The organism is uncultured Roseobacter sp. (assembly GCF_947496515.1).
Lineage (GTDB): Bacteria > Pseudomonadota > Alphaproteobacteria > Rhodobacterales > Rhodobacteraceae > Roseobacter.
The window spans coordinates 16,396-41,082 of the sequence record NZ_CANMDB010000009.1 but is presented as its reverse complement, the minus strand read 5'-3'; the positions used below and the strand labels follow the sequence as shown (position 1 = coordinate 41,082).

The 24,687-nt window shown below is 63.4% G+C and carries 19 protein-coding genes; 12 read left to right on the top strand and 7 right to left on the bottom strand.

Annotated elements, in window-relative coordinates; translation table 11 throughout:
* The first annotated feature begins 311 nt into the window (after positions 1–311).
* The 6 genes from Q1A53_RS15510 (at position 312) to Q1A53_RS15485 (ending at position 9,654) form a co-directional block, all read left to right on the top strand.
* Positions 312–2,438 carry a hydantoinase/oxoprolinase family protein gene (locus tag Q1A53_RS15510; RefSeq protein WP_299968516.1) on the top strand — a complete coding sequence of 709 codons (2,127 nt, stop codon included), beginning with the start codon at positions 312–314 and terminating at the stop codon, positions 2,436–2,438.
* Complete coding sequence (locus Q1A53_RS15505) at positions 2,435–4,144, top strand: hydantoinase B/oxoprolinase family protein (RefSeq protein WP_299968514.1); 1,710 nt, start codon at positions 2,435–2,437, stop codon at positions 4,142–4,144. The genes Q1A53_RS15510 and Q1A53_RS15505 overlap by 4 nt, the downstream gene beginning before the upstream one ends.
* Complete coding sequence (locus Q1A53_RS15500; protein WP_299968512.1) at positions 4,141–5,352, top strand: FAD-binding oxidoreductase; 1,212 nt, start codon at positions 4,141–4,143, stop codon at positions 5,350–5,352. Before Q1A53_RS15505 ends, Q1A53_RS15500 begins: the two co-directional genes overlap by 4 nt.
* A 645-nt stretch (positions 5,353–5,997) precedes the next feature.
* Positions 5,998–7,164: a phosphoserine transaminase gene (locus Q1A53_RS15495; RefSeq protein WP_299968510.1), complete on the top strand. Its 1,167-nt coding sequence runs from the start codon at positions 5,998–6,000 to the stop codon at positions 7,162–7,164.
* Between the two features lie 119 nt (positions 7,165–7,283).
* The gene (serA, locus tag Q1A53_RS15490) at positions 7,284–8,879 is read left to right on the top strand and encodes a phosphoglycerate dehydrogenase (RefSeq protein WP_299968508.1); all 1,596 of its coding nucleotides are present in this window, start codon (positions 7,284–7,286) and stop codon (positions 8,877–8,879) included.
* Positions 8,869–9,654 (top strand): metallophosphoesterase family protein, encoded by a 786-nt coding sequence (locus Q1A53_RS15485; protein WP_299968506.1) that lies wholly within the window; start codon positions 8,869–8,871, stop codon positions 9,652–9,654. Before serA ends, Q1A53_RS15485 begins: the two co-directional genes overlap by 11 nt.
* On the opposite strand, the gene tdh is transcribed toward Q1A53_RS15485, so the two are convergent.
* Entirely contained in the window at positions 9,651–10,697 is a 1,047-nt protein-coding gene (tdh, locus tag Q1A53_RS15480; protein ID WP_299968504.1) for an L-threonine 3-dehydrogenase, read from the bottom strand. The genes Q1A53_RS15485 and tdh overlap by 4 nt on opposite strands.
* 152 nt (positions 10,698–10,849) lie before the next feature.
* Here tdh and bktB point away from each other — a divergent pair, with 152 nt between their 5' ends.
* Positions 10,850–12,028: a beta-ketothiolase BktB gene (gene bktB / locus Q1A53_RS15475; protein WP_299968502.1), complete on the top strand. Its 1,179-nt coding sequence runs from the start codon at positions 10,850–10,852 to the stop codon at positions 12,026–12,028.
* 410 nt (positions 12,029–12,438) lie between these two features.
* Here bktB and ubiB read toward each other — a convergent pair whose 3' ends face one another.
* The gene (gene ubiB / locus Q1A53_RS15470) at positions 12,439–13,986 is read right to left on the bottom strand and encodes a 2-polyprenylphenol 6-hydroxylase (RefSeq protein ID WP_299968500.1); all 1,548 of its coding nucleotides are present in this window, start codon (positions 13,984–13,986) and stop codon (positions 12,439–12,441) included.
* 26 nt (positions 13,987–14,012) lie between these two features.
* A complete protein-coding gene (gene ubiE / locus Q1A53_RS15465; RefSeq protein WP_299968498.1) occupies positions 14,013–14,765 on the bottom strand; it encodes a bifunctional demethylmenaquinone methyltransferase/2-methoxy-6-polyprenyl-1,4-benzoquinol methylase UbiE in 753 nt (250 codons plus the stop codon).
* Positions 14,766–14,853: 88 nt separating this feature from the next.
* Between ubiE and mutM the strand changes: the two genes are divergently transcribed.
* Together mutM and Q1A53_RS15455 are read left to right on the top strand one after the other, a co-directional pair.
* Positions 14,854–15,705, top strand: coding sequence for a bifunctional DNA-formamidopyrimidine glycosylase/DNA-(apurinic or apyrimidinic site) lyase (gene mutM, locus Q1A53_RS15460; protein WP_299968496.1), 852 nt, complete (start codon positions 14,854–14,856; stop codon positions 15,703–15,705).
* 64 nt (positions 15,706–15,769) lie between these two features.
* The gene (locus Q1A53_RS15455; RefSeq protein WP_299968494.1) at positions 15,770–16,546 is read left to right on the top strand and encodes an enoyl-CoA hydratase; all 777 of its coding nucleotides are present in this window, start codon (positions 15,770–15,772) and stop codon (positions 16,544–16,546) included.
* A gap of 876 nt (positions 16,547–17,422) precedes the next feature.
* Here Q1A53_RS15455 and Q1A53_RS15450 read toward each other — a convergent pair.
* The 4 genes from Q1A53_RS15450 to Q1A53_RS15435 all read right to left on the bottom strand — a co-directional run bounded on the left by Q1A53_RS15450 (position 17,423) and on the right by Q1A53_RS15435 (position 22,377).
* Positions 17,423–18,361: an acetamidase/formamidase family protein gene (locus tag Q1A53_RS15450; protein ID WP_299968492.1), complete on the bottom strand. Its 939-nt coding sequence runs from the start codon at positions 18,359–18,361 to the stop codon at positions 17,423–17,425.
* Positions 18,362–18,406: 45 nt separating this feature from the next.
* Positions 18,407–20,056: an NAD(P)/FAD-dependent oxidoreductase gene (locus Q1A53_RS15445; protein WP_299968490.1), complete on the bottom strand. Its 1,650-nt coding sequence runs from the start codon at positions 20,054–20,056 to the stop codon at positions 18,407–18,409.
* Positions 20,057–20,215: 159 nt separating this feature from the next.
* Positions 20,216–21,523 (bottom strand): glutamine synthetase family protein, encoded by a 1,308-nt coding sequence (locus Q1A53_RS15440; protein ID WP_299968488.1) that lies wholly within the window; start codon positions 21,521–21,523, stop codon positions 20,216–20,218.
* Positions 21,520–22,377, bottom strand: a complete 858-nt coding sequence (locus Q1A53_RS15435) for a MurR/RpiR family transcriptional regulator (protein WP_299968486.1) — start codon at positions 22,375–22,377, stop codon at positions 21,520–21,522. Before Q1A53_RS15435 ends, Q1A53_RS15440 begins: the two co-directional genes overlap by 4 nt.
* A 113-nt stretch (positions 22,378–22,490) precedes the next feature.
* Between Q1A53_RS15435 and Q1A53_RS15430 the strand changes: the two genes are divergently transcribed.
* Genes Q1A53_RS15430 through Q1A53_RS15420 form a run of 3 tightly spaced genes read left to right on the top strand, consistent with a single transcriptional unit; the run spans position 22,491 to position 24,677 of the window.
* The gene (locus Q1A53_RS15430; protein WP_299968484.1) at positions 22,491–23,294 is read left to right on the top strand and encodes an N-formylglutamate amidohydrolase; all 804 of its coding nucleotides are present in this window, start codon (positions 22,491–22,493) and stop codon (positions 23,292–23,294) included.
* A complete protein-coding gene (locus Q1A53_RS15425) occupies positions 23,291–23,932 on the top strand; it encodes an isochorismatase family cysteine hydrolase (protein WP_299968482.1) in 642 nt (213 codons plus the stop codon). The genes Q1A53_RS15430 and Q1A53_RS15425 overlap by 4 nt, the downstream gene beginning before the upstream one ends.
* Positions 23,933–23,966: 34 nt before the next feature.
* Positions 23,967–24,677, top strand: a complete 711-nt coding sequence (locus Q1A53_RS15420; RefSeq protein WP_299968480.1) for an ABC transporter ATP-binding protein — start codon at positions 23,967–23,969, stop codon at positions 24,675–24,677.
* Positions 24,678–24,687: the final 10 nt, after the last annotated feature.

The following is a 24,687-nucleotide window of genomic DNA, read 5'->3' as shown; positions in this document are numbered from 1 at the left end:
TGAGCCCGTCTCAGGAAAGCTCTGCATAACAAGGCGGGACGCGCCTACGTGCCGGGCGGGAAGGTTCGTCCAAAACCTGCGCGGTACGGCAAACACAGATACAAACGACCCAGCCGGATCGAGATCATGTCCGGCAGGAGGATGGACTGGCGGTACCCCGCAACAGGCTAGGGCAGATGTCCCGCGTCCTCCTCTCCGCCATTGCAGGCGCAGCAACCATCATCTGTTGGTGACAGGTCCAGAGCCTCGAAAACGAAGATCTTTGGAGTGAAGGAAATCATTTGATTTGAATTCTCGCGCGCTGTGGTCCCATGTCGACGGATGAACCGTTCGTCGATATGGAGATACCCGTGAAGTCCAATTCCATTCGACTGGGCGTCGACATCGGCGGCACGTTCACAGACGTTGTGCTTGAGAAAGCCGAGCAGCAGTATTCCGTCAAGGTGCTGACCACCTACGCGGCACCCGAAAATGCCATCATCGACGGGATGCACCAGGTTTGCGCCAAGGCGGGTGTCAAACCCGCCGAGATCGACCAGATCATTCACGGCACCACGCTGGCGACCAACGCGCTGATCGAGCGGCGCGGCGCCAAAACAGCGCTGATTACCACCCAAGGGTTCCGGGACGTGATCGAGATGCGCACCGAAAGCCGGTTTGAGCAATATGACCTCAACCTTAACTTGCCGAAGCCCCTCTTGCCGCGCCAGATGCGGTTCACGGTGCCGGGCCGGGTGAACGCCAAGGGCGAAATTCTGGTCGATCTCGACCGCGCTGACATCGAAGTCGTGGTTGATCGTATCGCCAAGGCGGGATTTGAAAGCGTCGCGGTTGGCCTGATCCACTCCTACCTCAATCCAAAGCACGAGTTCTTGGTACGCGACGTTCTCGCCGAACGGTGTCCGACCGTGTCGGTGTCGATCTCGTCCGAGGTCTCGCCTCAGATGCGTGAATACGAGCGGTTCAATACCGTGGTTGCCAATGCCTACATCAAGCCACTGATGGCCTCCTACCTGGGACGGCTCGAAGACCGTTTGAGCGATGAAGGTGTGAGGTGCCGCATCTTCCTGATGCATTCAGGCGGCGGGATCATCTCGATCCGGAATGCCGCTGATTTTCCCGTGCGTCTTGTCGAGAGCGGACCGGCAGGGGGTGCTGTCTTCGCGGCACATGTCGCGGCCCGCTACGGCTTGGACAAGGTGCTTTCTTTTGACATGGGCGGGACCACCGCCAAGATCTGTCTGATCAAGAACGAGACGCCCAAGACCAGACGTGTCTTTGAGGTCGCACGCAGCTACCGGTTCAAGAAGGGCTCCGGCATGCCGATCTCGATACCTGTGATCGATATGGTGGAGATCGGCGCGGGCGGCGGCAGTCTCGCGCATGTAGACAGCATGCGGCAAATCCGTGTGGGCCCGGAAAGCGCCGGATCCGAACCGGGACCCGCGTGCTACGGCCGCGGGGGTGAACGCCCGGCGGTAACAGACGCTGATCTGGTACTTGGCAAGTTGGATCCCGACAGCTTTGCCGGTGGATCCATCGCCCTGCATCCCGAAAGCGCGGAGGCGGCGCTGACCGCACAGGTTGGTGACAGGTTAGACATGACCACGGTCGAGGCGGCTTTCGGCGTCGCCGAAGTGGTTGATGAGACGATGGCCAACGCGGCCCGCGTTCACGCGGTCGAGAATGGTGAGGATCTGGGCGACTACACGATGATCGCTTTTGGGGGCGCGGCTCCCCTTCATGCCGGTCGTCTGTGCGAAAAACTGGGTATCCAACGCTTTCTGGTCCCGCCCGGAGCGGGTGTCGGCTCTGCCATCGGGTTCTTGCGCGCGCCCTTCAGCTTTGAGGCCAATCGTTCGGTTTACATGAAGCTCAGCGATTTCAACGCTCAGAGGATCACGGATCTTTTGTCAGACCTGGAGGCGGAGGCCACCGGATTCGTGCGCACCTGCGACGCGGTCAGCCCGATCCTCTCGGAATTCAAAGTCTACATGCGGTACAGCGGCCAGGGTTGGGAAATTCCCGTTGAGCTGACCAAAGCGCAGGCCATGAACCCCGATGCTGCAACCTTTAAAGCCCGGTTCGAGGAAGACTACGCCAAGCTCTTTGGTCGCCCGGTCGCCGGGATGGATATAGAAATTACCGTTTGGTCTGTGAATGCCACGACACCGCCCGAAAAGGTGGCGCGGGTTATGGCCATTTACGGCACCGCACCGGCTGTGGCGAGCGGTCGGAGGCAGCTTTTTGATCCGGCCTCAAACACCTATATCGACGCGCAGGTGATCGACCGGAACACCATGACGACGGGACAGCGGGCAACAGGACCAGCAGCTCTGACCGAGGCTGAGACCACCATCATCGTGCCCAGTGGCCGCGATGCCATCTGCCAGCCCGACGGATGTATCGACGTGGTAACGAAGGGAGCAGCCCAATGACCCAAGAACCGTCGAACGTTGCCTATCAGATTATGTGGAACCGCCTGATCTCGGTCGTGGAAGAACAGGCGCAGGCGCTGGTGCGCACGGCATTTTCGACCTCTGTCCGCGAGGCCGGGGACCTGTCAGCGGGCGTCTATGACAAACACGGGAATATGCTGGCCCAGGCTGTGACCGGCACCCCCGGTCATGTGAACGCCATGGCTGATGCGGTAGCGCATTTCATCCGCCGTATCGGTCGGCAGAACATGTCCCAGGGCGACGTCTACATCACCAATGATCCGTGGGAGGGTACCGGGCATCTTCATGACATCACCATGGTCACACCCTCGTTTCACAAAGGCACCTTGGTCGGTTTTTTCGCCTGCACGGCCCATATCGTTGACATCGGGGGGCGTGGATTTGGGGCAGATGCGCAAAGTGTGTATGAGGAAGGGCTCTACATCCCGATCATGAAATTCGCCGACCGCGGCAATGTGGACGAAACACTCATCCGCATCATCCGCGGCAATGTCCGAGAGCCGGACCAGTTGATCGGCGACATCTATGCGCTGGCCACCTGCAATGAAATCGGCCACAGACGTCTGATCGACATGATGGATGAGTTCAACCTCGATCATCTGAACGGTATTGCAGAATTCATTCTGGAAAACTCGCGCCGCGCCACGATCGAGGCGATCGCAGCCCTGCCGCAGACCTCTGCGACGGGCGAGATGACCATGGACGGTTTCGACGTGCCAATCACGCTGAAGGTCACGGTCCGCGTCGAGGGCGACCGCATCGTTGCCGACTTTACCGGCACCTCCGGTCTCGACAAAAAGGGGATCAACTGCCCGCTTGTCTATACCAAAGCCTATGCCTGCTATGCGCTCAAACTCGCGATCGCACCCGATATTCCGAACAACGCAGCCTCGCTTGCGCCTTTCGAGATCATTGCGCCCGAGAATTCCATCGTGAATGCCCTCCACCCTGCACCGGTGGCGCTGCGACATATCGTCGGGCATTTCGTGCCGGACGCCGTCTATGATGCCTTTGACAAGATCGTGCCGGGACTGGTGCCCGCTGAAGGGGCCGGATGCCTGTGCAACTTTCAAGTGAGTTTGCGGCCCCGCAGTGATGCTCCTGCACCGTCTGATGCGCAGCGGTCCGAAGTCCTCACCTTCAACTCCGGCGGCAGCGGGGCGCGGCCAGAGCACGATGGTATGAACGCCACGGCCTTTCCATCGGGCGTCATGACCATGCCGATTGAGGCGACCGAACACGCAGGCCCGGTCATCATCTGGCGCAAAGAGCTGCGCCCGGACAGCGGCGGCGCGGGAAAGACGCGCGGCGGCCTTGGTCAATACATGGAGGTCGGGGCGCAGGAAGGACATGAGTTTGATATTCAAGCCATGTTTGACCGCAGCCAGTACCCCGCACGGGGCCGTCGCGGTGGACACAACGGTGCGCCGACAACGATTGCACAAGATGACGGGTCGGTCATGCAGACCAAAGGCAAGCAATTCGTGCCTCATGGTCGCAAGGTGATGATGGCCTTCCCGGGCGGCGCTGGCTACGGCGATCCGGCCGAGCGCCCGAAAGAACTGGTGAGACGCGATCTGGCACAAGGGTATATTTCCGAAGAGACAGCACAGCGAGACTATGGCCTGACAGCCGATGACATCGCAGCGGTCCATTCAACCGTCGCACAGGGGGAAGAAATATGAGCCGACAAAGCCCAACCCGGCAGAGCTACGACGTTGTCATCATCGGGGGCGCCATCATGGGCGCCTCGACCGCGTGGTTTCTCTCGGACAACGAGGATTTCAACGGCTCCGTGCTCGTCGTTGAGCGCGACATGACATACGAATCCTGTTCCACCGCGCACACGAACTCCTGCATGCGGCAGCAGTTTTCAACAGAGCTGAACGTTCGGATCAGCCAGTTTGCCGCCGATTTCGTCAAGAACATCCGCAGCTACATGGGCGGGGACGAGCGGGTTCCCGACCTCGGCATTCGCTCTTTCGGCTATATGTATCTCGCCGATACCGACGCTTTTGCCGATGTCTTGCGACAGAACCAGCGCGTGCAACTGGCCGCAGGCGCAGCAACCCAGTTGATGACGGCAGCGCAGATCAAAGAGGCATACCCGTTCTACAATGTCGATGACATCGTGCTGGGATCGATCAACCTCGTGGATGAGGGGTACTGGGATGGCGCAGCCGTCAACGATTGGTGGCGGCGTCAAAGCCGTGAGCGCGGGGTGGAATGGATCCAGAACGAGGTGGTCGCCATTTCCTCCGACGCCGCCGGGACAAGGGTAGAAAGCGTCACCCTGGCGTCAGGCGACGTGATTGCCTGCGGTCAGGTGGTCAATGCCTCCGGACCGAGGGCCGCCCGAACCGCGAAAATGGCGGGGATCGACGTGCCGGTGGAGCCGCGCAAACGCTACACCTGGATCTTCAAGGCCGCGCAGCCGCTCGACCGGGATCTGCCGCTCACCATCGACCCGTCGGGCGTACACGTCCGCGAAAACGGCAGCGGGACCTATCAATGCGGCGGGCATTCCGATCATGACCCGGCGGTAGATTACGACGATCACACGATGGATCATTCCCTCTGGGAGAACCACATCTGGCCGATCCTCGCGACAAGGATTCCGCAATTCGAAGCGATCAAGGTTCAAAGCGAATGGGCCGGTCATTATGCCATGAACACCTTTGATCACAACGCGATCATGGGGCCGCATACCGAGCTGTCGAACTTCATCTTTCTCAACGGGTTCTCGGGGCACGGCCTGCAGCAGTCGCCCGCCATGGGCCGCGGAACCGCTGAATGGCTGACCTACGGAGAATACCGCGCACTGGATATGACACCCTTCAACTACGCGCGTATCACTGCGGACCAGCCGATTGTCGAGAAAGCCGTGATCTGACGCAGCGCAAGCCAACCGGTTCACCCGCTCGGCCCCCACAGGCTTACTCGTTCATGATGACAGTTTGGGTATCGTGGTTTTAGAGTTCTAGGTTTCGCTTTGAGCAAGCGCGCCGCGGCTGTACGGATGGTGGATCGCCGCAAGACGCATGCGGTCTGCTGGTGTCGTCGTACTCCGCCCGCGGCTCAGGTGCTTGTTCGGTAACCGAGGCCATGCGCTCAGTAAGTTGCGCAGATATGGCGCCCAACGGCGCGCTACCTGACGATGAAGCCGTAGATGCAACCGCACCTGCCTTGCCACACGGAGGCAGCCCGAGCGCATGACCGGAAATACTGACCTTTCGGCATGGTCGTTGAGGCGAACGCCCGCTCTCTCGCCCGTTTTCTTTGCCAACGCCCTTCCACCGCCTGTTTCGACACCGTAGGCCGCCTGTGGCCCGGTTCTTCAATCGAGTCCCAAATCCGGGGTTCCTTGTCTCAGGTTTATGCCTATCGGAAACATGCGTGCCTGCATCGGCCCGCAAAAGTCTTGCTGTGCCGATATTGGGAGTAGCTTTGGCTGTTGCTGTCTTGGCCGCGTTTCCGTATGTCCGGCGGTGGGACACCCTTCCCCAACGAAGGGCGCATATCTGGAAGGATAGCAACAATGGCTATGCAAACGACCCTGCCGCAGGACGTGGCAGCACGACCATCCGCGCGACCCACCAATCCGCGGTTCTCCTCCGGCCCCTGTGCCAAACCCCCCTCTTTTGATCTGTCAAAGCTTGCGGGTGCACCGCTTGGCCGGTCTCACCGCGCGACCGAAGGCAAGACAAAGCTCAAAGCTGCCATCGAGACCACGCGCGAGATCCTGCGGATCCCCGACGATTACCGGATCGGGATCGTACCCGCCTCCGACACCGGCGCGTTTGAGATGGCGATGTGGACCCTGCTGGGCGAACGCCCGGTGCAAATGGTCGCCTGGGAGAGCTTTGGCGCGGGCTGGGTGACAGATGTGGTTAAGCAGCTCAAGATCGACCATTCCGTGCACACAGCCGGGTACGGTGAGATCGTGGATCTTGCCACGCTCGACTACACTCAGGACGTCTGTTTCACCTGGAATGGCACGACCTCCGGCGTGCGGGTCCCTACGGGCGATGTGATCCCCGCGGACCGGACCGGGCTGACGCTCTGCGATGCGACATCGGCGGCCTTTGCGGTCGATCTACCCTGGGACAAGCTCGATGTGACCACCTACAGCTGGCAAAAGGTGCTGGGCGGCGAGGCAGCGCATGGCATGCTGATCCTGAGCCCGCGTGCGGTGGAGCGGCTGGAGAGCTACACGCCCGCCTGGCCGCTTCCAAAGATCTTTCGCCTGACCAAAGGCGGCAATCTGATCGAGGGGATCTTTCGAGGAGAGACGATCAACACGCCATCGATGCTCTGTGTGGAAGACTACCTACAGGCACTCGATTGGGCACACTCCGTAGGCGGCCTGGAAGGGTTGATCGCCCGCGCCGATGCCAACACCGCCGCCGTGACGCGGTTCGTGGCCGCGCAGCCTTGGATCGACTTTCTGGCGTCTGACCCCGCGACCCGGTCAAACACATCCGTCTGTCTGAAATTCACCGACCCCCGGATCACCGACGGTGCCGCCTTTGCCAAATCTGTCGCCAAACGTCTTGCGGACGAAGGTGTGGCATTCGACATCGGCGGTTACCGCGACGCGCCCCCCGGCTTGCGGATCTGGTGCGGTGCCACGGTCGAAACCGCGGATATCGAGGCCATGTTGCCCTGGCTTGCCTGGGCATTTGAAACCGAGATCGCCGGGTAACCGACATCCTCGGGCCTGACCCGAGGATCTCCTGCCTGCCCACCCTCCCCGACATTGACACAGAGACCCTCGGGTCAGGCCCGAGGGTGACACATCGCTTCTTCAAAAGGACCAAAGCAATGGCTCCCAAAGTACTCATCTCCGACAAGCTGTCGCCCGCCGCCGTCCAGATCTTCAAGGACCGCGGCATCGAGGTGGATTTCCAGCCCGATCTGGGCAAGGACAAGGACAAACTGGCCCAGATCATCGGCAACTACGACGGCCTCGCCATCCGCTCGGCCACCAAAGTGACCGAGAAAATCATCGCGGCCGCCAGCAATCTCAAGGTCATCGGGCGGGCCGGGATCGGCACCGATAACATCGATAAGGACGCCGCCTCCAAGAAGGGGATCATCGTGATGAACACACCCTTCGGCAACATGATCACCACAGCCGAGCACGCGATTGCAATGATGTTCGCCGTCGCGCGGCAGATCCCTGAAGCCTCCGCCTCCACCCACGCTGGCAAATGGGAGAAATCCCGCTTCATGGGGGTGGAGCTCACGGGCAAGACACTGGGCGTGATCGGCGCAGGCAATATCGGCGGTATCGTCTGTGATCGGGCGAGGGCGCTCAAAATGAAGGTGCTGGCCTACGACCCCTTCCTGGGCGAGGAGAAGGCCCAGAAGATGGGTGTCGAGAAGGTCGAACTGGACGATCTGCTGGGGCGCGCTGATTTCATCACCCTGCACGTGCCTTATACGGATCAGACGGCCAATATTCTCAGCGCCGAGGCCATCGCCAAGACCAAGAAAGGCGTGCGGATCATCAACTGCGCGCGCGGCGGTCTGGTCGATGAGGACGCGCTCGCCGAAGCCTTGAAGTCGGGCCACGTGGCCGGTGCGGCCTTTGACGTCTTTGCCAAGGAACCCGCGACAGACAACGCGCTTTTTCACCTGCCCAACGTCGTATGCACACCGCATCTGGGCGCGGCCACCACCGAGGCACAGGAAAACGTGGCTCTTCAGGTGGCAGAGCAGATGTCCGACTACCTGCTGACAGGGGCCGTCTCCAACGCGCTCAACATGCCATCGGTCACCGCCGAGGAGGCGCAGGTCATGGGCCCCTGGGTCAAGCTCGCGGGTCATCTGGGCAGCTTTACGGGCCAGATGACGGATGAGCCCATTCAGGCCGTCAACATCCTCTATGACGGTGTCGCAGCAGGCATGAACCTCGACGCGCTGAACTGCGCGGTGATGGCGGGCATCATGAAAAAGGCCAATCCGGATGTGAACATGGTCTCCGCCCCGGTGATCGCCAAGGAACGCGGCATCCAGATCTCCACGACCAGTCAGGACAAATCGGGCGCCTTCGATGGCTATATCAAGGTGACGGTGGTCACGGCCAAGCGCGAACGCTCCATCGGGGGTACGGTTTTCTCCGACGGGAAACCGCGGTTCATCCAGATCAAGGGCATCAACATCGACGCAGAGATCGGATCGCACATGCTCTACACCACCAATGTGGATGTGCCGGGGATCATCGGCACGCTGGGCCAGACCATGGGTGATTTCGGCGTGAACATCGCCAACTTTACCCTTGGCCGGGCGGCAGCGGGGGGCGAAGCCATCGCGCTGCTCTATGTCGATGACGCGGTCCCGGCAGAGGCCCGTGCCAAACTGGCAGAGACGGATTTGTTTACCCAGATCAAGCCTCTGGCCTTCGATGTGGCGTAACATCCTCAAACGCTTCGGCGCGCAACAGCCCGTGCCGGAGCCCAGTTCCGGCCCGCCCGTCTATGCCATCGGCGATGTGCACGGTCAGCTGGACGAGCTCCGCCGCGTGCTGGCACTGATCGAGGCGGACGGCGGGCCTGACGCGCGGGTGGTGCTTGTCGGTGACTATGTGGATCGCGGGCCCGACAGCCGCGGCGTGCTTGACCTGCTGAGCGGCGCACAGGACGCGGGCCGCAACTGGGTGATGCTCAAAGGCAATCACGACCGCTATCTGAGCCGTTTTCTCGATGAGATGATCGTGCAGGATCCGGCGACGCGCGGTGATCTGACATGGTTCAACCCGCGCCTCGGAGGCGACAAGACGCTTGCCTCCTACGGGGTGACGGCGGAGGAAGGAGCGCCGCTCCAGCCGATCCAGACCGCGGCCCGTGCGGCGGTGCCTGAGCGGCATCGGGATTTTCTGGCGGGGCTGCCGCTGATGCACCGGGAGGGAGAGCTGCTCTTCGTGCACGCCGGGATCCGTCCCGGTATCCCGCTCGATCAGCAGGTCGAGGATGACGTGATCTGGATCCGTGATCCGTTCCTGCAATACCGCAAATCCTTCGGTCCTCTGGTGGTGCACGGGCACACGGCGCTGGATTATCCGGAGCATGCGGGCAACCGGGTCAACCTCGATGGCGGGGCGGGCTACTTCCGACCGCTGCATGCGGCTGTCTTTCAGGGGCGAAACTGCTGGCTGCTGAGTGAAGACGGGCGCGTGCCGCTGATGCCCTAAGCGGGCGCGCTCCAGTCCAGTACGACCTTGCCGGAATGGCCGGATTTCATGGCAGCAAAGCCGTCCTCGAAGGCAGTTGCCGAAAAGCGGTGGGTGATCACGCCGCTCACGTCGAGACCGTTCTGAAGCATGGCGATCATCTTATACCAGGTCTCGAAGATCTCCCGCCCGTAGACGCCCTTGATGGTGATCGCCTTGAAGACAACTCGGCTCCAGTCGACGGGGCTTTTACCGGGCGGGATACCGAGCATGGCGACGCGCCCGCCCATGGTCATGGCCTCGACCATCTGATCGAAGGCGCGCTGGTTGCCGGACATTTCCAACCCGATATCAAAGCCTTGCTTCATCCCGAGATCCGCGATGACCTGCGCCAGATCCACCTGTGCCACATTGACGGGGACCACATCCGCGACCGCGGCAGCCAGCGCCAGACGGGTCGGGTTGATGTCGGTAATCACCACGTGGCGTGCGCCCACATGTCGGGCAACGGCGGCGGCCATGATCCCGATGGGACCAGCACCGGTGATCAGCACATCCTCGCCCACCAGATCAAAGCTGAGCGCGGTGTGCACAGCGTTGCCCAGCGGGTCGAGGATGGCACCGATGTCGTCGGAGATTTCATCCGGCAGGGGCACCACGTTGAAGGCGGGCAGCCGCAGGTATTCGGCGAAGGCGCCGGGCTCGTGCACGCCGATGCCGCGGGTCGCAGGGTCGAGGTGGAACCGGCCCGCACGGCTTTGCCGCGATGCACGGCCGATCAGATGCCCCTCGCCCGAGCAGCGCTGCCCGATCGTCAGACCTGTGACATTGCGGCCCATCTCCACGATCTCGCCCGCAAATTCATGGCCTGTGATCAGCGGCACGGGCACCGTCGCGGCAGCCCAGTTGTCCCAGTTCCAGATGTGCACATCCGTGCCGCAGATACCGGTCTTTGCGATCCTGATCAGCACGTCGTCCGGGCCGATGTCCGGCACGGGCGCGCGGGTCATCCACAGCCCCTCGCGGGCGTGCAGCTTGGACAAGGCCATCATGTCATTGTGCATCGGATATGCCCCCTTGGCCGGTTTCACCGGTGATATACGCTGCCGGAGGGGAAACGAAAACCACCCCCGGGACGTGGCGTGAGCGTTGCCCACGGGACGGATCTGGCGCAGCATGACATGGCCTATGCACGGGCACGGCAAGGGAGGCCAGCATGACCAACGACATCGTAATTCTGGACGGCGCACGCACTGCGATCGGCACTTTCGGCGGCGCCTTGGCGGGTGTACCACCCATCGAGCTGGCCACCGTGGCCAGCACGGCGGCCATGGCGCGCGCCGGTGTGGAGGGCGCGCAGATCGGGCATGTGGCCTTTGGCCATGTGATCAATACCGAGCCGCGGGACATGTACCTCAGCCGGGTTGCGGCGATGCAGGCCGGGGTGCCCGACAGCGTGCCCGCGATGAACGTGAACCGGCTGTGCGGCTCCGGTGTGCAGGCGATTGTCTCTGTTATTCAGTCGCTTATGCTGGGGGATGCCGCGTTCGGGCTGGCCGGTGGGGCGGAGAACATGTCCCGCTCGCCCTTCATCCAGCCGGACCAGCGGTGGGGCGCCAAGATGGGTGACGTGCGCAGTCTCGACATGATGCTGGGCGCGCTCAACTGTCCGTTTGGCACGGGCCATATGGGCGTGACGGCGGAGAATGTCGCGCGCGAGGAAGGCATCAGCCGAGCGGATCAGGATGCCTTTGCCGTGCAGAGCCAGACCCGCGCCGCCGCCGCCCAGAAAGCGGGGCATTTCGCCAGCCAGATCGCACCGGTGGAGGTGCGGGTGCGGCGCGAGACGCGCGCCTTTGAGGTTGATGAACACCCCAAGGAAACCACGCTGGAAACGCTCGGCGGATTGCGGGCGGTGTTCGAGAAGGAGGGCACTGTTACAGCCGGAAATGCCAGTGGACTCAACGATGGCGCCGCCGCTGTCGTGCTGGCCACAGCGGAGGCGGCCGCGGCCGCGGGGCTGACCCCGAAGGCCCGGATCTTGGGCTATGCGCACGCGGGCGTGCGACCCGAGGTGATGGGCATCGGGCCGGTGCCCGCGGTGCAATCGCTGCTGGCGCGGACGGGGCTCTCTGCGGATGATTTCGACGTGATCGAGAGCAATGAGGCCTTTGCCGCACAAGCCCTCGCGGTCAGCAGGTCACTGGGGTTTGATCCGGCGAAGGTGAACCCCAACGGCGGGGCCATCGCCCTTGGCCATCCGGTGGGTGCGACGGGGGCGATCATCACCGTCAAGGCGCTCTATGAGCTGGAACGCACCGGCGGCTCCAAGGCGCTGATCACCATGTGCATCGGCGGCGGTCAGGGCATCGCGCTGGCGATTGAGCGGATGTGACCGGAGCGCACGCGCAACGGTTCGGGACCCTTTCTCCGGGGGACCATCGAAAAGGGCTGTGCTTCTTGGAAACAAGGGGCATCGGCGTGTCGGTATGGCGTCGGTGGTACGTCGGTATTTTATCGGTGCAATGACGGCATTCACGACGCTTTGCGCCGTTTTGACAGCGCACGGTCGGTAAACCTTAAGACGACCTCGCAGCGGCGCGCTGGCACGCGGCGCGCGCCGCGTGGGGCACGGATCCCGACCCGTCGCGCGTCAAAAAGCACTGGAAAGGACCCTGGTATCCTCCGATTTCCGTAAGGAAATCTGAACGGAATTTCGAAATTCCGTTCACGCCAGCTCACGTGCACGCGCGTTTTGGCACCGATTTGGTCAAAGCGGTCATCGCTGGACAGAACTGGCGCGCGCTAGAAAATGGTCAGATCGATCACCAGCAGCGTCAGCGCGCCGCCCGCGCCGATGGCAAAACCGAAGACCACGGCGAGCAGCAGGCGTTCCACCAGACTGCGCCGGGGCGGTGGCGGGGCGGGCATGCTCTGGCGTACCAGCGCGGTCTCCACCAGACCGGGCAGGCGCGGGCCGAAGCGGGTGACGACCCGGGCGGTCTTGGTCAGATCGCGGATCACCGCCTTGGGCCCGATGGACTGCGAGATGTAATCCGTGACCAGCGGTGCCGCGACCTGCCAGATGTTGATCTGCGGGTTGAGCGAGCGGGCAACCCCTTCGACCACGACCATGGTGCGCTGCAGCAGGATCAGCTCCGTGCGCGTTTCCATGCCGAACCGCTCGGTCACTTCAAAGAGATAGTTGAGCAGCCGCCCCATGGAGATCTTGGTGGCGTCCATGCCGAAAATCGGCTCTCCCACGGCGCGCAGGGCGCGGGCGAACTCGTCCACATCCTTGTGGGCGGGAACGTAGCCTGCCTCGAAATGCACTTCGGCCACGCGCTTGTAGTCCTTGCGGATGAAGCCAAAGAGGATCTCGGCGTAGACGCGGCGGGTATATTCATCGATATGGCCCATGATCCCGAAGTCATAGGCGATGATGTCGCCGTTGGGCGCGACCTTGAGGTTGCCCTGATGCATGTCCGCGTGGAAATACCCGTCGCGCAGCGCGTGGTTGAGAAACAGCGTCAGCACCCGGTCGCCCAGCGCCACCCGGTCGTGACCCGCCGCATCGATGGCGTCGTTATCGCCCATGGGCACACCATCGGCCCAGCCCAGCGTCATCACCCGCCGGGCGGAGTATTCCCATTTCATCTGGGGCAGCTGAAAGCCCGGATCATCCTTGGTGTTGGCGGCAAATTCCGACGCGGCGGAGGATTCCAGCCTCAGATCCAGTTCGCCCTGCACCACGCCGTCGAAATGCTCGACCACATCCATCGGGCGCAGGCGGCGCGAGGACGGCGACAGGATGCTGATCATCTTGGCCGCGAGATAGAAGGCATCCACGTCCTTGCGAAAGGCGCGTTCGATCCCCGGGCGCAGGACCTTGACGGCAACGGCCTGACCCGTGGCAGCCAGCGTGGCCTTGTGGACCTGCGCAATGGAGGCGGCGGCGACCGGCGCACTGAAGCTGGAAAAGAGCGCATCGACGGGCTGGCCCAGTTCCCGCTCCACCTCGGCCTTGGCCTCTTCGATGGAGAAGGGCGGCAGCTTGTCCTGCAGCACGCGCATCTGCGTCGCGAGCTCGTCGCCCACCACGTCCGGCCTTGTGGAGAGGATCTGGCCAAATTTGATGTAGGCGGGCCCCAGCGCCGTGAGCGCACGGGGGACGGGCGGCATGGCGGGATCGCCGCGGTAGCCCAGCCATTTGAAAGGCAGCGCCAGCGTGCGCGCGGCGACACGCAGCGCGGGCGGCGTGTCGAGCGCATCGAGCACCACGTTCATGGCACCCGTGCGTTCGAACGTGGCACCGGTCACGGCCAGCCGCCAGATGTTGTGAGGGCCCCGCAACGGTCAGGCCTGCCCGGGTAAGCGCGTCACAGCTTCCACCCGGAATGCAGGCAGGCGACGCCCATGGTCAGGTTGCGGTACTTGGCGTTGCCGAAGCCTGCGCTGCGGATCATGCCGAGAAACGTCTCCTGATCGGGGAAGTTGCGGATCGATTCCACCAGATATTGATAGCTGTCACGGTCCTTGGCGATGATCTGGCCCATGCGGGGGATCACGTTGAAGCTGTAGAGATCGTAGGCGCGCTGCATCGCCGGGTTGGGTAACTGGCTGAATTCCAGCACCATCAGGCGGCCGCCGGGTTTGAGGACGCGGTAGGCCTCCGCCAGCGCTTCCTGCGGGCGGGTGACGTTCCGGATGCCAAAGGAGATGGTGTAGACGTCAAAGCTGGCGTCGTCGAACGGCAGCGCCATGGCGTCGCCCACGATCCAGTCGAGGCTGTCGCCCATCTGCGCGGCCTCGGCGCGGGCGCGGCCTTCGGTCAGCATGGGTTCTGTCAGGTCGAGCACAGTGGCATGCGCCGCGCCTGCCCGTTTGAGAAAGCGAAAGGCGATGTCGCCGGTGCCGCCCGCGACATCGAGCAGACGCTGGCCTGCGCGCGGGGCGAGCCAGTCCATCATGGCGTCTTTCCACAGCCGGTGGATGCCGCCCGACATCACGTCGTTCATCACGTCATACCGGCTGGCAACGGAGGAAAAGACACCTTGCACGCGCCCGGCCTTTTCGCCTTCGGGCACCGTCTGATAGCCGAAATGGGTGGTTTTGTCGCTGTGATCGGTCATGGGGTCTTGTGGTCCTTTCGGCGTCAGGTTTTGTTATAAGGCTCTGGCTGCGGACCACAATGCGGCCCTTTGGTCACAGGACAGCGGAATGCCCGAACTCCCCGAAGTTGAAACCGTGATGCGCGGGCTGGCGCCTGCCATGGAAGGTGCGGTGATCGCGCGGGCGGACGTGAACCGGCCTGATCTCCGCTGGCCCTTTCCCGCGCGGATGGCGGCCCGGCTGACGGGGGCGCGCGTGCTGGGGTTGCGGCGGCGGTCGAAGTATCTTTTGGCCGATCTGGACACAGATGAGACGTTGCTGGTGCATCTGGGGATGTCGGGGCGGATGCTGGTGTCGGGCGATCAGGTGGGCGATTTCGTGCACGCCCATCCGGCGCCGGAAAAGCACGATCATGTGGTGCTGCACATGGGCAACGGTGCGCGGATCACCTTTAACGATCCGCGGCGGTTCGGGGCGATGGACCTGATGGCCACGAGAGGCGCGGAGGCGCACAAGCTGCTGGCGGTGCTGGGGCCCGAGCCACTGGGCAATGACTTTCACGAGGACCATCTGATCGCGGCCTTCCGGGGGCGCATGACGCCGGTGAAATCCGCACTGCTGGACCAGCGGCTGGTCGCCGGTCTGGGCAATATCTACGTTTGCGAGGCGCTTTTCCGGGCGGGGATCCGGCCCACCCGCAAGGCGGGGCGGATCGGTGCTGCGCGGGTCGCGCGGCTGGTGCCGGTCATCCGTGAGGTGCTGGCGGCGGCCATCGCGGCGGGCGGCTCGTCCCTGCGCGACTACCGGCAGACCGGCGGCGAGCTGGGGTATTTCCAGCACAGTTTCGACGTCTACGGGCGCGAAGGCGCGCCCTGCCGCACCGACGGCTGCGGGGGTGTCATAGGACGTATCGTGCAGTCAGGGCGGTCCACATTCTTCTGCCCGCGGTGCCAAAGATAGCTTGAACACCGTCGCGGCATGGTATTGTGTCGATGGTTGGGAGCACAACCGGAGAGCATTCTTCATGGCCTATGAAACGATCATCGTCGATGTGGAGAACCACGTGGCGCAAATCACGCTCAACCGGCCGGATGCGCTCAACGCGCTGAACGACGCGCTGATGCGGGAACTGGCGCAGGCGCTGGGCGAGGCGCAGGCCAACGAGAAGGTGCGCTGCATCATCATCACCGGCTCCGAGAAGGCCTTTGCCGCCGGGGCCGACATCGCGATGATGAAGGACAAGGGCTTTGTCGAGGTGTTCACGAGCGATCTGTTTGCATCCGAGGCGGACCAGATCACCGCGGTGCGCAAGCCCATTATCGCGGCGGTCTCCGGCTATGCGCTGGGCGGCGGGTGTGAGCTGGCGATGATGTGCGATTTCATCATCTGCTCGGACACGGCGAAATTCGGCCAGCCAGAGATCAACCTCGGCGTGGTGGCGGGGATTGGCGGGACCCAGCGGCTGACCCGCGTGGTGGGCAAGTCCAAGGCGATGGATATGCATCTGACGGGCAGGTTCATGGATGCGGAGGAAGCCGAACGCGCAGGACTGGTCAGCCGGGTCGTCTCCTGCAAGAAGCTCTTGGAGGAGGCCCATGCGGCCGCCCAGAAGATCGCGGAGAAATCCATGATCACCACGATGGTCGTCAAGGAAGCGGTCAACCGCGCCTATGAGGTGCCGCTGCGCGAGGGGATCCTCTTCGAGCGGCGCATGTTCCACGCGCTTTTCGCGACGGAAGATCAGGCCGAGGGGATGTCCGCCTTTCTGGAGAAACGCGAGGCGCAGTTTCGCGACAAGTGAGCCGTGTTGGTGCGGGCAGAGACCTGTGTGAAGTCAGCGTCACATCTGACGCTGCCGGTTTTGACGGAAACTTACCCGCAGGACGGGGACAAGCCGGTCGCAACCCGTTGGACGAGCGGGCGGGCGTGATCGGGAGGAGGCAAGCGCCCTCGCCCCCATCGAGGGGGCTCGGCCGCTGCCCGGCCTGACGTCCGGGCGGGATGCGTCAGGCCGACGGAAAAACACGGGCACTGGGGTCGATCTGATGTCCGCGGGAGACCCGGCTCCGGTGGATCCTCCTGTGCCGACCCATCGGCATCGCAAATCTACACCGAGGGGACGATCTGGGATCCTCCTTGAGCGCACGTGCCGGGACGCGGGGTCCGGGTGCAGGGATCGCGGAAGGCGGAGCCGTCCGTTGGGCACCGCCGGTCGACTACCGGGGGCGGCTATATGACGTCAAAGCGGGCATTTGCATCGCTTGGGGAGCGCGCTTTCTCTCCAGCGTGGCGGAAATCCGCGATGTTTTAGGACATCTGTACTGATGAGGTGAGGCCGATGGGTTCCGACACCTGGCGTCGTGTTACCAGAGAGGGTACCGCGGACGTGGGATCCGGTGAAGCGAGGCGCCGGACATCAGATCGCGGGATCGATTGTCACCCTGCGGCAGGCAGATCGAAGACGGGGTTTACGACTGCACCGCCCCTCAGGCGGTCGACGATCGAGCTGATTGGCTTTGAAAGCCGTTGCGTTCATGGCATCTGACGAAATGCCGGGGCCTGACGCATCACGCAGCGCGTCGACATCTTTGATTTCAGGCAGCGTTACGCGGTTCGGGTTTTTCGCGGGACGCTTCAGGCTGGCAGATCGGGGGGATCTGACACATGGATCATGCCCCTATCCCAGAACGGATTTCGGAAAGTAGAAGCTCACGACCCAGTTGGGCATGTCCACGATCTCGGAAATCCGCAGGTCGCCGGAGATGCTGCACAGCATGTAGGCCTCCACAGGGGAGATTTTTGTTCTGGCACAGATCCAGTCGATCATCTGGCGCACGGAATCGCGTGCGGATTGCATCAGATCGGGGCCGATCCCCGTTGTGATACGGTAGCCCTGCCGGTCGATGTGGGTCGAAACCGGGCCATCGGTCTCCAGCCGGGGGAACGGGAACTGGGCGTGTTTGATCAGATCCACCTTGATCTCCACGTCCATCGGGCTTTCGATGGCCGTGCCGCAAATCTCGCCGTCGCCCTGGGCTGCGTGCGTATCGCCGAGCGAGAGCAGGCCACCCGTGACCTCGACCGGCAGATAGAGCGTGGTGCCGAGGCAGTTGTCCCGAATATCGAGGTTCCCGCCCACCCGGCGCGGCGGCACGACACTGTGCTGTCCCGGCTCGGCCAAGGCCAGCCCGATGGTGCCCACGAACGGCTTGAGCGCCACCTGCCCGAAAGGCGAGAAGACGGCAGGTTTGGCCAGCCCTGTATCGTAGCTCCAGACATGCAGGGCGGGGTCGGGAAACTCATCCGCGAGCAGCCCGAAGCCCGGAATATTGGCCGTCCACCCCCAGCCAGAAGCGTGAAACGCCTTGAAGGTGATCGCCACCGCGTCGCCCGGTTCCGCCCCTTCGACATAGATCGGTCCGGTGACGGGGTTCACTTGGTCGAAATCCAGTGCGGTGAGATCCTCCAGCGTGGATTTGGCGTGGAGCTGGCCACCCGAGGCGTCGATCGTCTCCACCGCGATTGTCTCACCCGGCGCAACGCTGAGCGCGGGCTCGATCGTGTTGTCCCATCCCAGATGGTAGTGATGCTTGTGGATCGTGTGAGTGCAGCTCATGGGTCTCTCCGCTTGTGTGGTGTGCCGCCCGGTGGTCTGCCCATCTTAGACGCTCAGACGGATCGGTCCATGCGCGGCATAGGCATCGACCGGTGAGGGGTTCTCCGGTGCCGCACGGCCACCGAAATGCGCAATGATGCCCGCGACCGCGTTCAGGGAGGTCTGGACCGCCCCTTCGACCCACGCGGGCGTCCAGCTGACGCTGTCGCCCGCGATGAAGATCCCGCGCTGGCCGGGCGGCATCTCGCCCTGCATGAAGTGCCCGAACATGCGGTGGTTGTAGCGGTAATGCCCCGGGAGTGCTCCTTTGAAGGCCCCGAGGAAGTTCTGATCCGTCTCCCAGCTGACCGTGATCGGATCGCCCAGGATGTGGCTGCGGATGTCGACCGACGGATAGATCTTGGCGAGGGCGGAGAGCGCAAGCTCCACCCGTTTTTCGACCGGCAGCGGCAGGACCTTGAGGGCGTCGGTCATCCAGGCGTAGCTGAGGCAGATCACGGAGGGTTTGTCCGGCCCGTTGTCGAACAGATATGTGCCCCGCGTCATCCGGTCGGTCAGGGTCATGGACATGGTATCGCGGCCCGTTGCGGGATCGGGGTCTTTCCAGAAGGGGCGATCCACCATCACGAATGTCTTGGCCGATTGCATGTAGCGGGTGCGATCCAGCGCCATCCACAGCTCTTGCGAAAAGAGCGCTTCTTCGGTGTCGATCTGCGTGGTCAGAAGATGTGTCTGACAGGTGACGAGCACCGCATCGAAGGCCTCCGCCTGGCCCCAGCTGTCCGTGACCTCGATCCGGTGGTCGGGCAGCCGCCTGAGGCGTTTGGCCCCGGCGCGGGTCGCCCCGGTGTTCAGGCTGCGCAGGCTGGTGCTGGCGGGCCAGTGGGTGAGCCTGTGGGGGGTATGCGCCCACAGCCGCCGGGGCAGTTGTTCGACACCGCCGAGGATGTAGCGCTGGTGGTCGTCGCATTCCGTGACGTTGACACGCAGGATTTCCAGCATCGAATTGGGAAAGTCACTGTCCCAGCCGCCGGTGCCGAAACCGACCTGACCGAAGACCTCGCGGTGGTGGAAGGAAAGCTTTCGGAAGGCCTGTGACGAGACCACGAAATCATAGAACGTGCGTTCGTCCCAGGCGGCGACGAGCGGGTTCCAGATCTCCTTGATGCGTGGGATGTCGCGCGCCCGGATGGCGTGTTTGAGGGCGGCGAAATTCGCCCCCTCTTCGAGCGCCGCATCGTAGGCCCGGGCCACGTCCTGAAAGAGGGGCGGCAGATCCTGCAGTGTCTCGGCGTAGTAGGTCTTGCCCAGCAGGTCGATGACGGTTGAGCGCGCGGCGGGGGTCAGCGGGTTGGGAAAGGGGCGGCTCTCCAGCCCGAGCAGATCGACGTAGTGATAGAACCCGGTGCCGGAGACGGGAAAGCGCATGCCGCCCAGCTCCGCAATCACGCCATCGGCGCCCTGAAAGGGTTGCGACCGCAGGCGTCCGCCGAAGTGCCCGGATTCGAAAAGGACCGGGCAGAGGCCAAGTTTCATCAGCTCATATCCCGCGATGACACCCGCAGCACCGGCACCGATGATGGCGACCCTGGCGCCGTGGGCTTCGGCGGGCACGGATCCCAGCCCCGCGGGGTGTTTGAGCCAGTCGTCGTAGGCAAAGGGAAAATCCGGGCCGAAGACGGTGACGGGTGTCATGGTGTGTCTCCGCAAGGGTGGGGCAGGCCAACTGCCCGAGGCGGCGGGTGGCGGCGGGCGACATCCCCTTTCGCCCTGTCACCGGCGATGCCGCGGCGTTGGTCCGGCAGGGCGGTGTTGGGTCCGGTGGGCCAGTGCGGGCGCGTCATCGGTTTTTCCCTAGTAGGTCGTCGCATAGGCGGCACATTTGGCAGGGGTATCCATGCCATCGAGATGCGCGATCTCGGCCTCTTTGTGGGCACGGTAGACGGCTGCGAATGGATCGGGGAACCAGCCGGTGACCGTGTCGTTTCCGGTGAAAGCGTCCAGCGCCGATACCAGTGTTTCGGGCAGGCGGGTAAAGCCGCGGGCGGTCAGCTCTTCGGGGGAGAGGAGGGACAGGTCATCCTCCGTCGCCGTCGGGGCGCGCAGCCCGTCCTCGATCCCCTGACAGCCTGCATGGACGACCGCCGCCAGCGCCAGATGCGGGCAGGCCGCCGCATCCGCCGCGCGGTATTCGATGTTGAACTGCCGCGCGATGGAGGCAGGATCCCGGGCCGTAACGGGGCAGACCCGCAGCGATGCCTCGCGGTCGCGAAAGCCCAGATTGTTGTAGGCCGCCGACCAGCGATGCGGTGTGAGCCGTTCGTAGGAGACCACGGACGGTGCCGTGAGCGCCAGAATGGACGCCATGTATTTCAGAACACCCGCGGCGAAACCCGCCGTCAGATCCGACATGCCGCAGGGGCCATCTTCATCGTGGGTGAGCGGCGTGCCATCCGCGTCCTGAAAGCTCAGGTGGATGTGGACACCGTTCCCGACGGAGGCGGTATCGAGGATCGGGGCAAAGGTCGCCTCCTCCCCCGCGGCCCGCGCGGCAGAGCGGGTCAGTTCGCGCAGGATCACGGCAGCATCGGCGGATCTCACCCCGATCTCCGGGGCGAGCACAACCTCGAACTGGTTGGGCCCGTATTCCTTCATGATGCTGTCGGGTGTGAGGCCAGCCGCCTTGAGCGCGCCCATCAGGGTTTCCAGCAGCCCGCGCTGGTCTTCAAACGCCCGGCGCCCGAAGCCTTCGTTGGGCAGGCCGGTGCCCTTGAGCTGGAACTCGTGCTCAAAGGCGGAGAACAGCCGTGCATCGGTCAGGCGGTGCAACCGGTCCAGCGCATCGCGCAACAGCCGCCGCGTGCAGAAAGCCCAAGGGTCCCCATCGAGCGTGACGATATCGCCGAGCATGAAATGCTCCGGCGCACCCTCGCCAAAGGCCACGTTCACTTCGCAGGACGGATCGGGCACCAGCAGAAGATCCCCCAGAGAGCCGAAGGGGCTCTCCGCGATGCTGTCGAAACAGGTGATCTGCACGTTGGTGGGCACCCAGCCCACCCCGCGGCTGAGACGCTTTTCAAGCTGGTCGGCGGGAAATGCCTTGCCGCGCACCTTGCCGGCAATATCGCAGGTGGCGGCAAAGATCAGGGGCATCGGCGTCATTGGGGGCTGTCCTTTGTGGTCACGCGGAGGCTGTCCCAACTCTCGATCCTGTCGCGGGTCAGCTCCCAGGTGTCTTCGGCGATCCGGGTCACGATGGCCTCGATCACGGCGAGGGCGGAGGAATAGGTGTCCCAGAGGGTGCCGGATTTGATCGGAACCGGCAGAACGTCAGAGGCATGCCGCGCGACGGGGGAGATCCATTTGTCGGTCATCACCATCACGCGCGCGCCGCGGTCGTCCCGGGCCAGTGCCGCGAGGCTGGCAAGCGAGGTCTGGTAGCGGCGGAAATCGACCACGAAGAAGATGTCGCCCGCTTTCATCCGCAACAGATACTCCGGCCAGGTTTCCGGGTCGGAGGGCAAATGAAACACGCCCGCCCGCGCCTGCCGCAGGTGAAACGACAGATGCGCCGCGATCGTGTCGCTGATCCGCCCGCCGAGGACGTAGACGCTGTGTTTGGGGTTCGAGAGCAGTGTGCAGACGCGGTTGAACTGCTCGTCGGTGATGGCGTCGCCCGCGATGGCCATCTGGGCGCTGGCCTTGGCGAGGAAATCCGCCAGATAGTCGCCCTCGATATGGCGGCCGCGCTCGTGCACCTCCACCGGGCTGCGGTCCCCGTCTTTCAGTTCGGCAATGAGCAGCCGCTGGAACTGCTGATACCCGGTGAGCCCGATCTTTGTCATGAAGCGGGAGATCGACGGTGCCGACACCTCGGACCGGGAGGCAAGATCCTGAATGGAGGACAGGCCCGCATAGGGGTAATCCGACAGGATGGCCGCCGCGAGCTTGCGCTCGCCGGTTGTGAAGCCGTCGGATGCCTTTTCAATCTTCTGTCTGATCTGCACGGTTTTCACGCCCCGGCCCCTTTGCCGGTCCAGCGTTTATGAAAATTTTCTTTCAGTCAACTTGAAATACTTGACTCTGGAAAATTTCATTCGTCTACTTCCGGCAGGATCGGGGAACAGCTGTGACAAGATCAAATGTGATGGATGCCGGGGAAAACGGGCGCGCTGCCCATGGCGGCCTGCTGCGCGCGAACGATCCGGCGCCCGTGACGCTGCGCCATGGGCAGGCGGCCTCACCGGTGCTCTTGCTGTGCGAACACGCGGGCCGGGCCGTGCCGGAGGCGCTAAACGGGTTGGGGCTGCCCGATGGCGCGATTGATCGGCATATCGGCTGGGACATCGGGGCGGAGGATCTGGCGTGCCGTCTGGCGGACCGCCTGCGCTGCCCGCTGATCCTGCAGCGCTACAGCCGGCTGGTGATGGACTGCAACCGCCCGCCGGGATCCGAGGAGTCCATCCCCGAGGTCAGCGATAGCACACGGGTGCCGGGCAATATCGGTCTCAGCGCAGCGGATCACGCCGCACGCAGGCAGGCGATTTTCGATCCGATGAACGATGCGATCACCGCGGCGTTCGAGGCGCATCCGCGTCGGGCCGTGTTCTCCATCCACAGCTTTACCCCGCATTTTCAGGGGCGGGCACGTCCGTGGGATGCGGGCTTTCTGGTGCGGCGGGACATGGACACGGCACGGCGTCTCATCAACAGGATGTCGGCGGATGCGCCGGAGCTGACGCTGGCGCTGAACGAGCCTTATCAGATCGACGATGCCAGCGACTGGTTCATTCCGCGCCACGCGGAGGCTCGCGGCGTGCGTCACAGCCTAATCGAGGTGCGCAACGATCATCTGGCGGATGCGGCCGGTGTCGCGCGGTGGGCGGACCTGCTGGCTGCCGCCATCGGGTCGGTGCTGGAGGAGACGCCATGACGCTGACCCGCGCTGTCCCGCTGGTGCCCGAAGCCTCTGCCCTGCTGTTCGTGGATGTACAGAACTTTGCCGCGCACCGCGACGGCGGCGAGTTCAAGGATATGCCCGAGGCAGACTTCAACGAGACATATGGCTGGTTCTTTGAGGAGCTGGACGCCCGCGTGATCCCGAATATGCAGGCCCTCCAGGCCGCCTGCCGCAGGGCGGAGGTCGAGGTGATGTATACCACGATCGAGAGCCTGACGCTCGACGGGCGGGACCGGTCGCTGGATTACAAGATCACCGGGTTCAACGTGCCCAAAGGGTCATGGGACGGCAAGGTGATCGACCAGATCGCGCCCGAGGGCGACGAGATGGTGCTGCCCAAATCCTCCTCCTCTGTCTTCATCTCCACCCATATCGATTACGTGCTGCGCAATCTGGGCGTCCGGCAGCTGGTGATTTCGGGGCTGATCACGGATCAATGCGTGGAAAGTGCGATCCGCGATGCCTGTGATCTGGGGTATCTGGTGACGCAGGTGACGGATGCCTGCCTGACCTACACGCCCGAGCGGCACGAAAACTCGCTGAGGACGATCAAGGGCTATTGCAGGCAGGTCACCACCGCCGCGTTGATCGAAGAACTGGACGCCCTGTGAGAGATGCCGTCCGCCAGAACGAGGGGAGGCCGCGATGCTGGAGTTGAGCGGCGTCAGCAAATCCTTCGGCGGTGTGCAGGCGGTGCGCGATGTCTCCTTTGTGCTGCGCGCCGGAGAGGTGCGCGGGCTGATCGGACCGAACGGCGCGGGCAAGTCCACGCTCGTCAACCTGATCTCGGGGCTTTTGACGGCCTCGTCGGGCACCATGACACTCGATGGTGCCTCCCTAACCGGTCAAAGCGCCCACCAGCGCGCGCGGCAAGGTATTGCGCGCACCTTTCAGAACCTGCGCGTCTTTCCCAGCCTCAGCGTCGAGCAGAACATAGATGTTGCCCGCTACGCAGGGGGTGGCGCGGCCCTGCCCGAGGCGGCAATCGAGGAATTCGGCCTGCGCGACAAGCTGACACTGGCGGCGAATGCCCTGTCCTACGGGGATCAGCGCAGGCTGGAGATTGTGCGCGGTCTCGCACTCAGACCGAAGGTTCTGATGCTGGACGAACCGGCGGCGGGCATGAACGAGGAAGAGACCGACGCGCTTGGACGCGCCCTGACATGGGTGCAGGCGGAGGCAGACTGCGCGCTGTTCGTCATTGATCACGATCTGAAATTCATCATGACCCTTTGCGAGCGGATTACCGTGCTCGACATGGGGGCCATCATCGCCGAGGGCACACCGCAGGAGATCACCAAGAACCCGAAAGTCATCAGCGCCTATCTCGGAGAAGACGCGAGCGCCGTTGCCTGAACAAAAAACC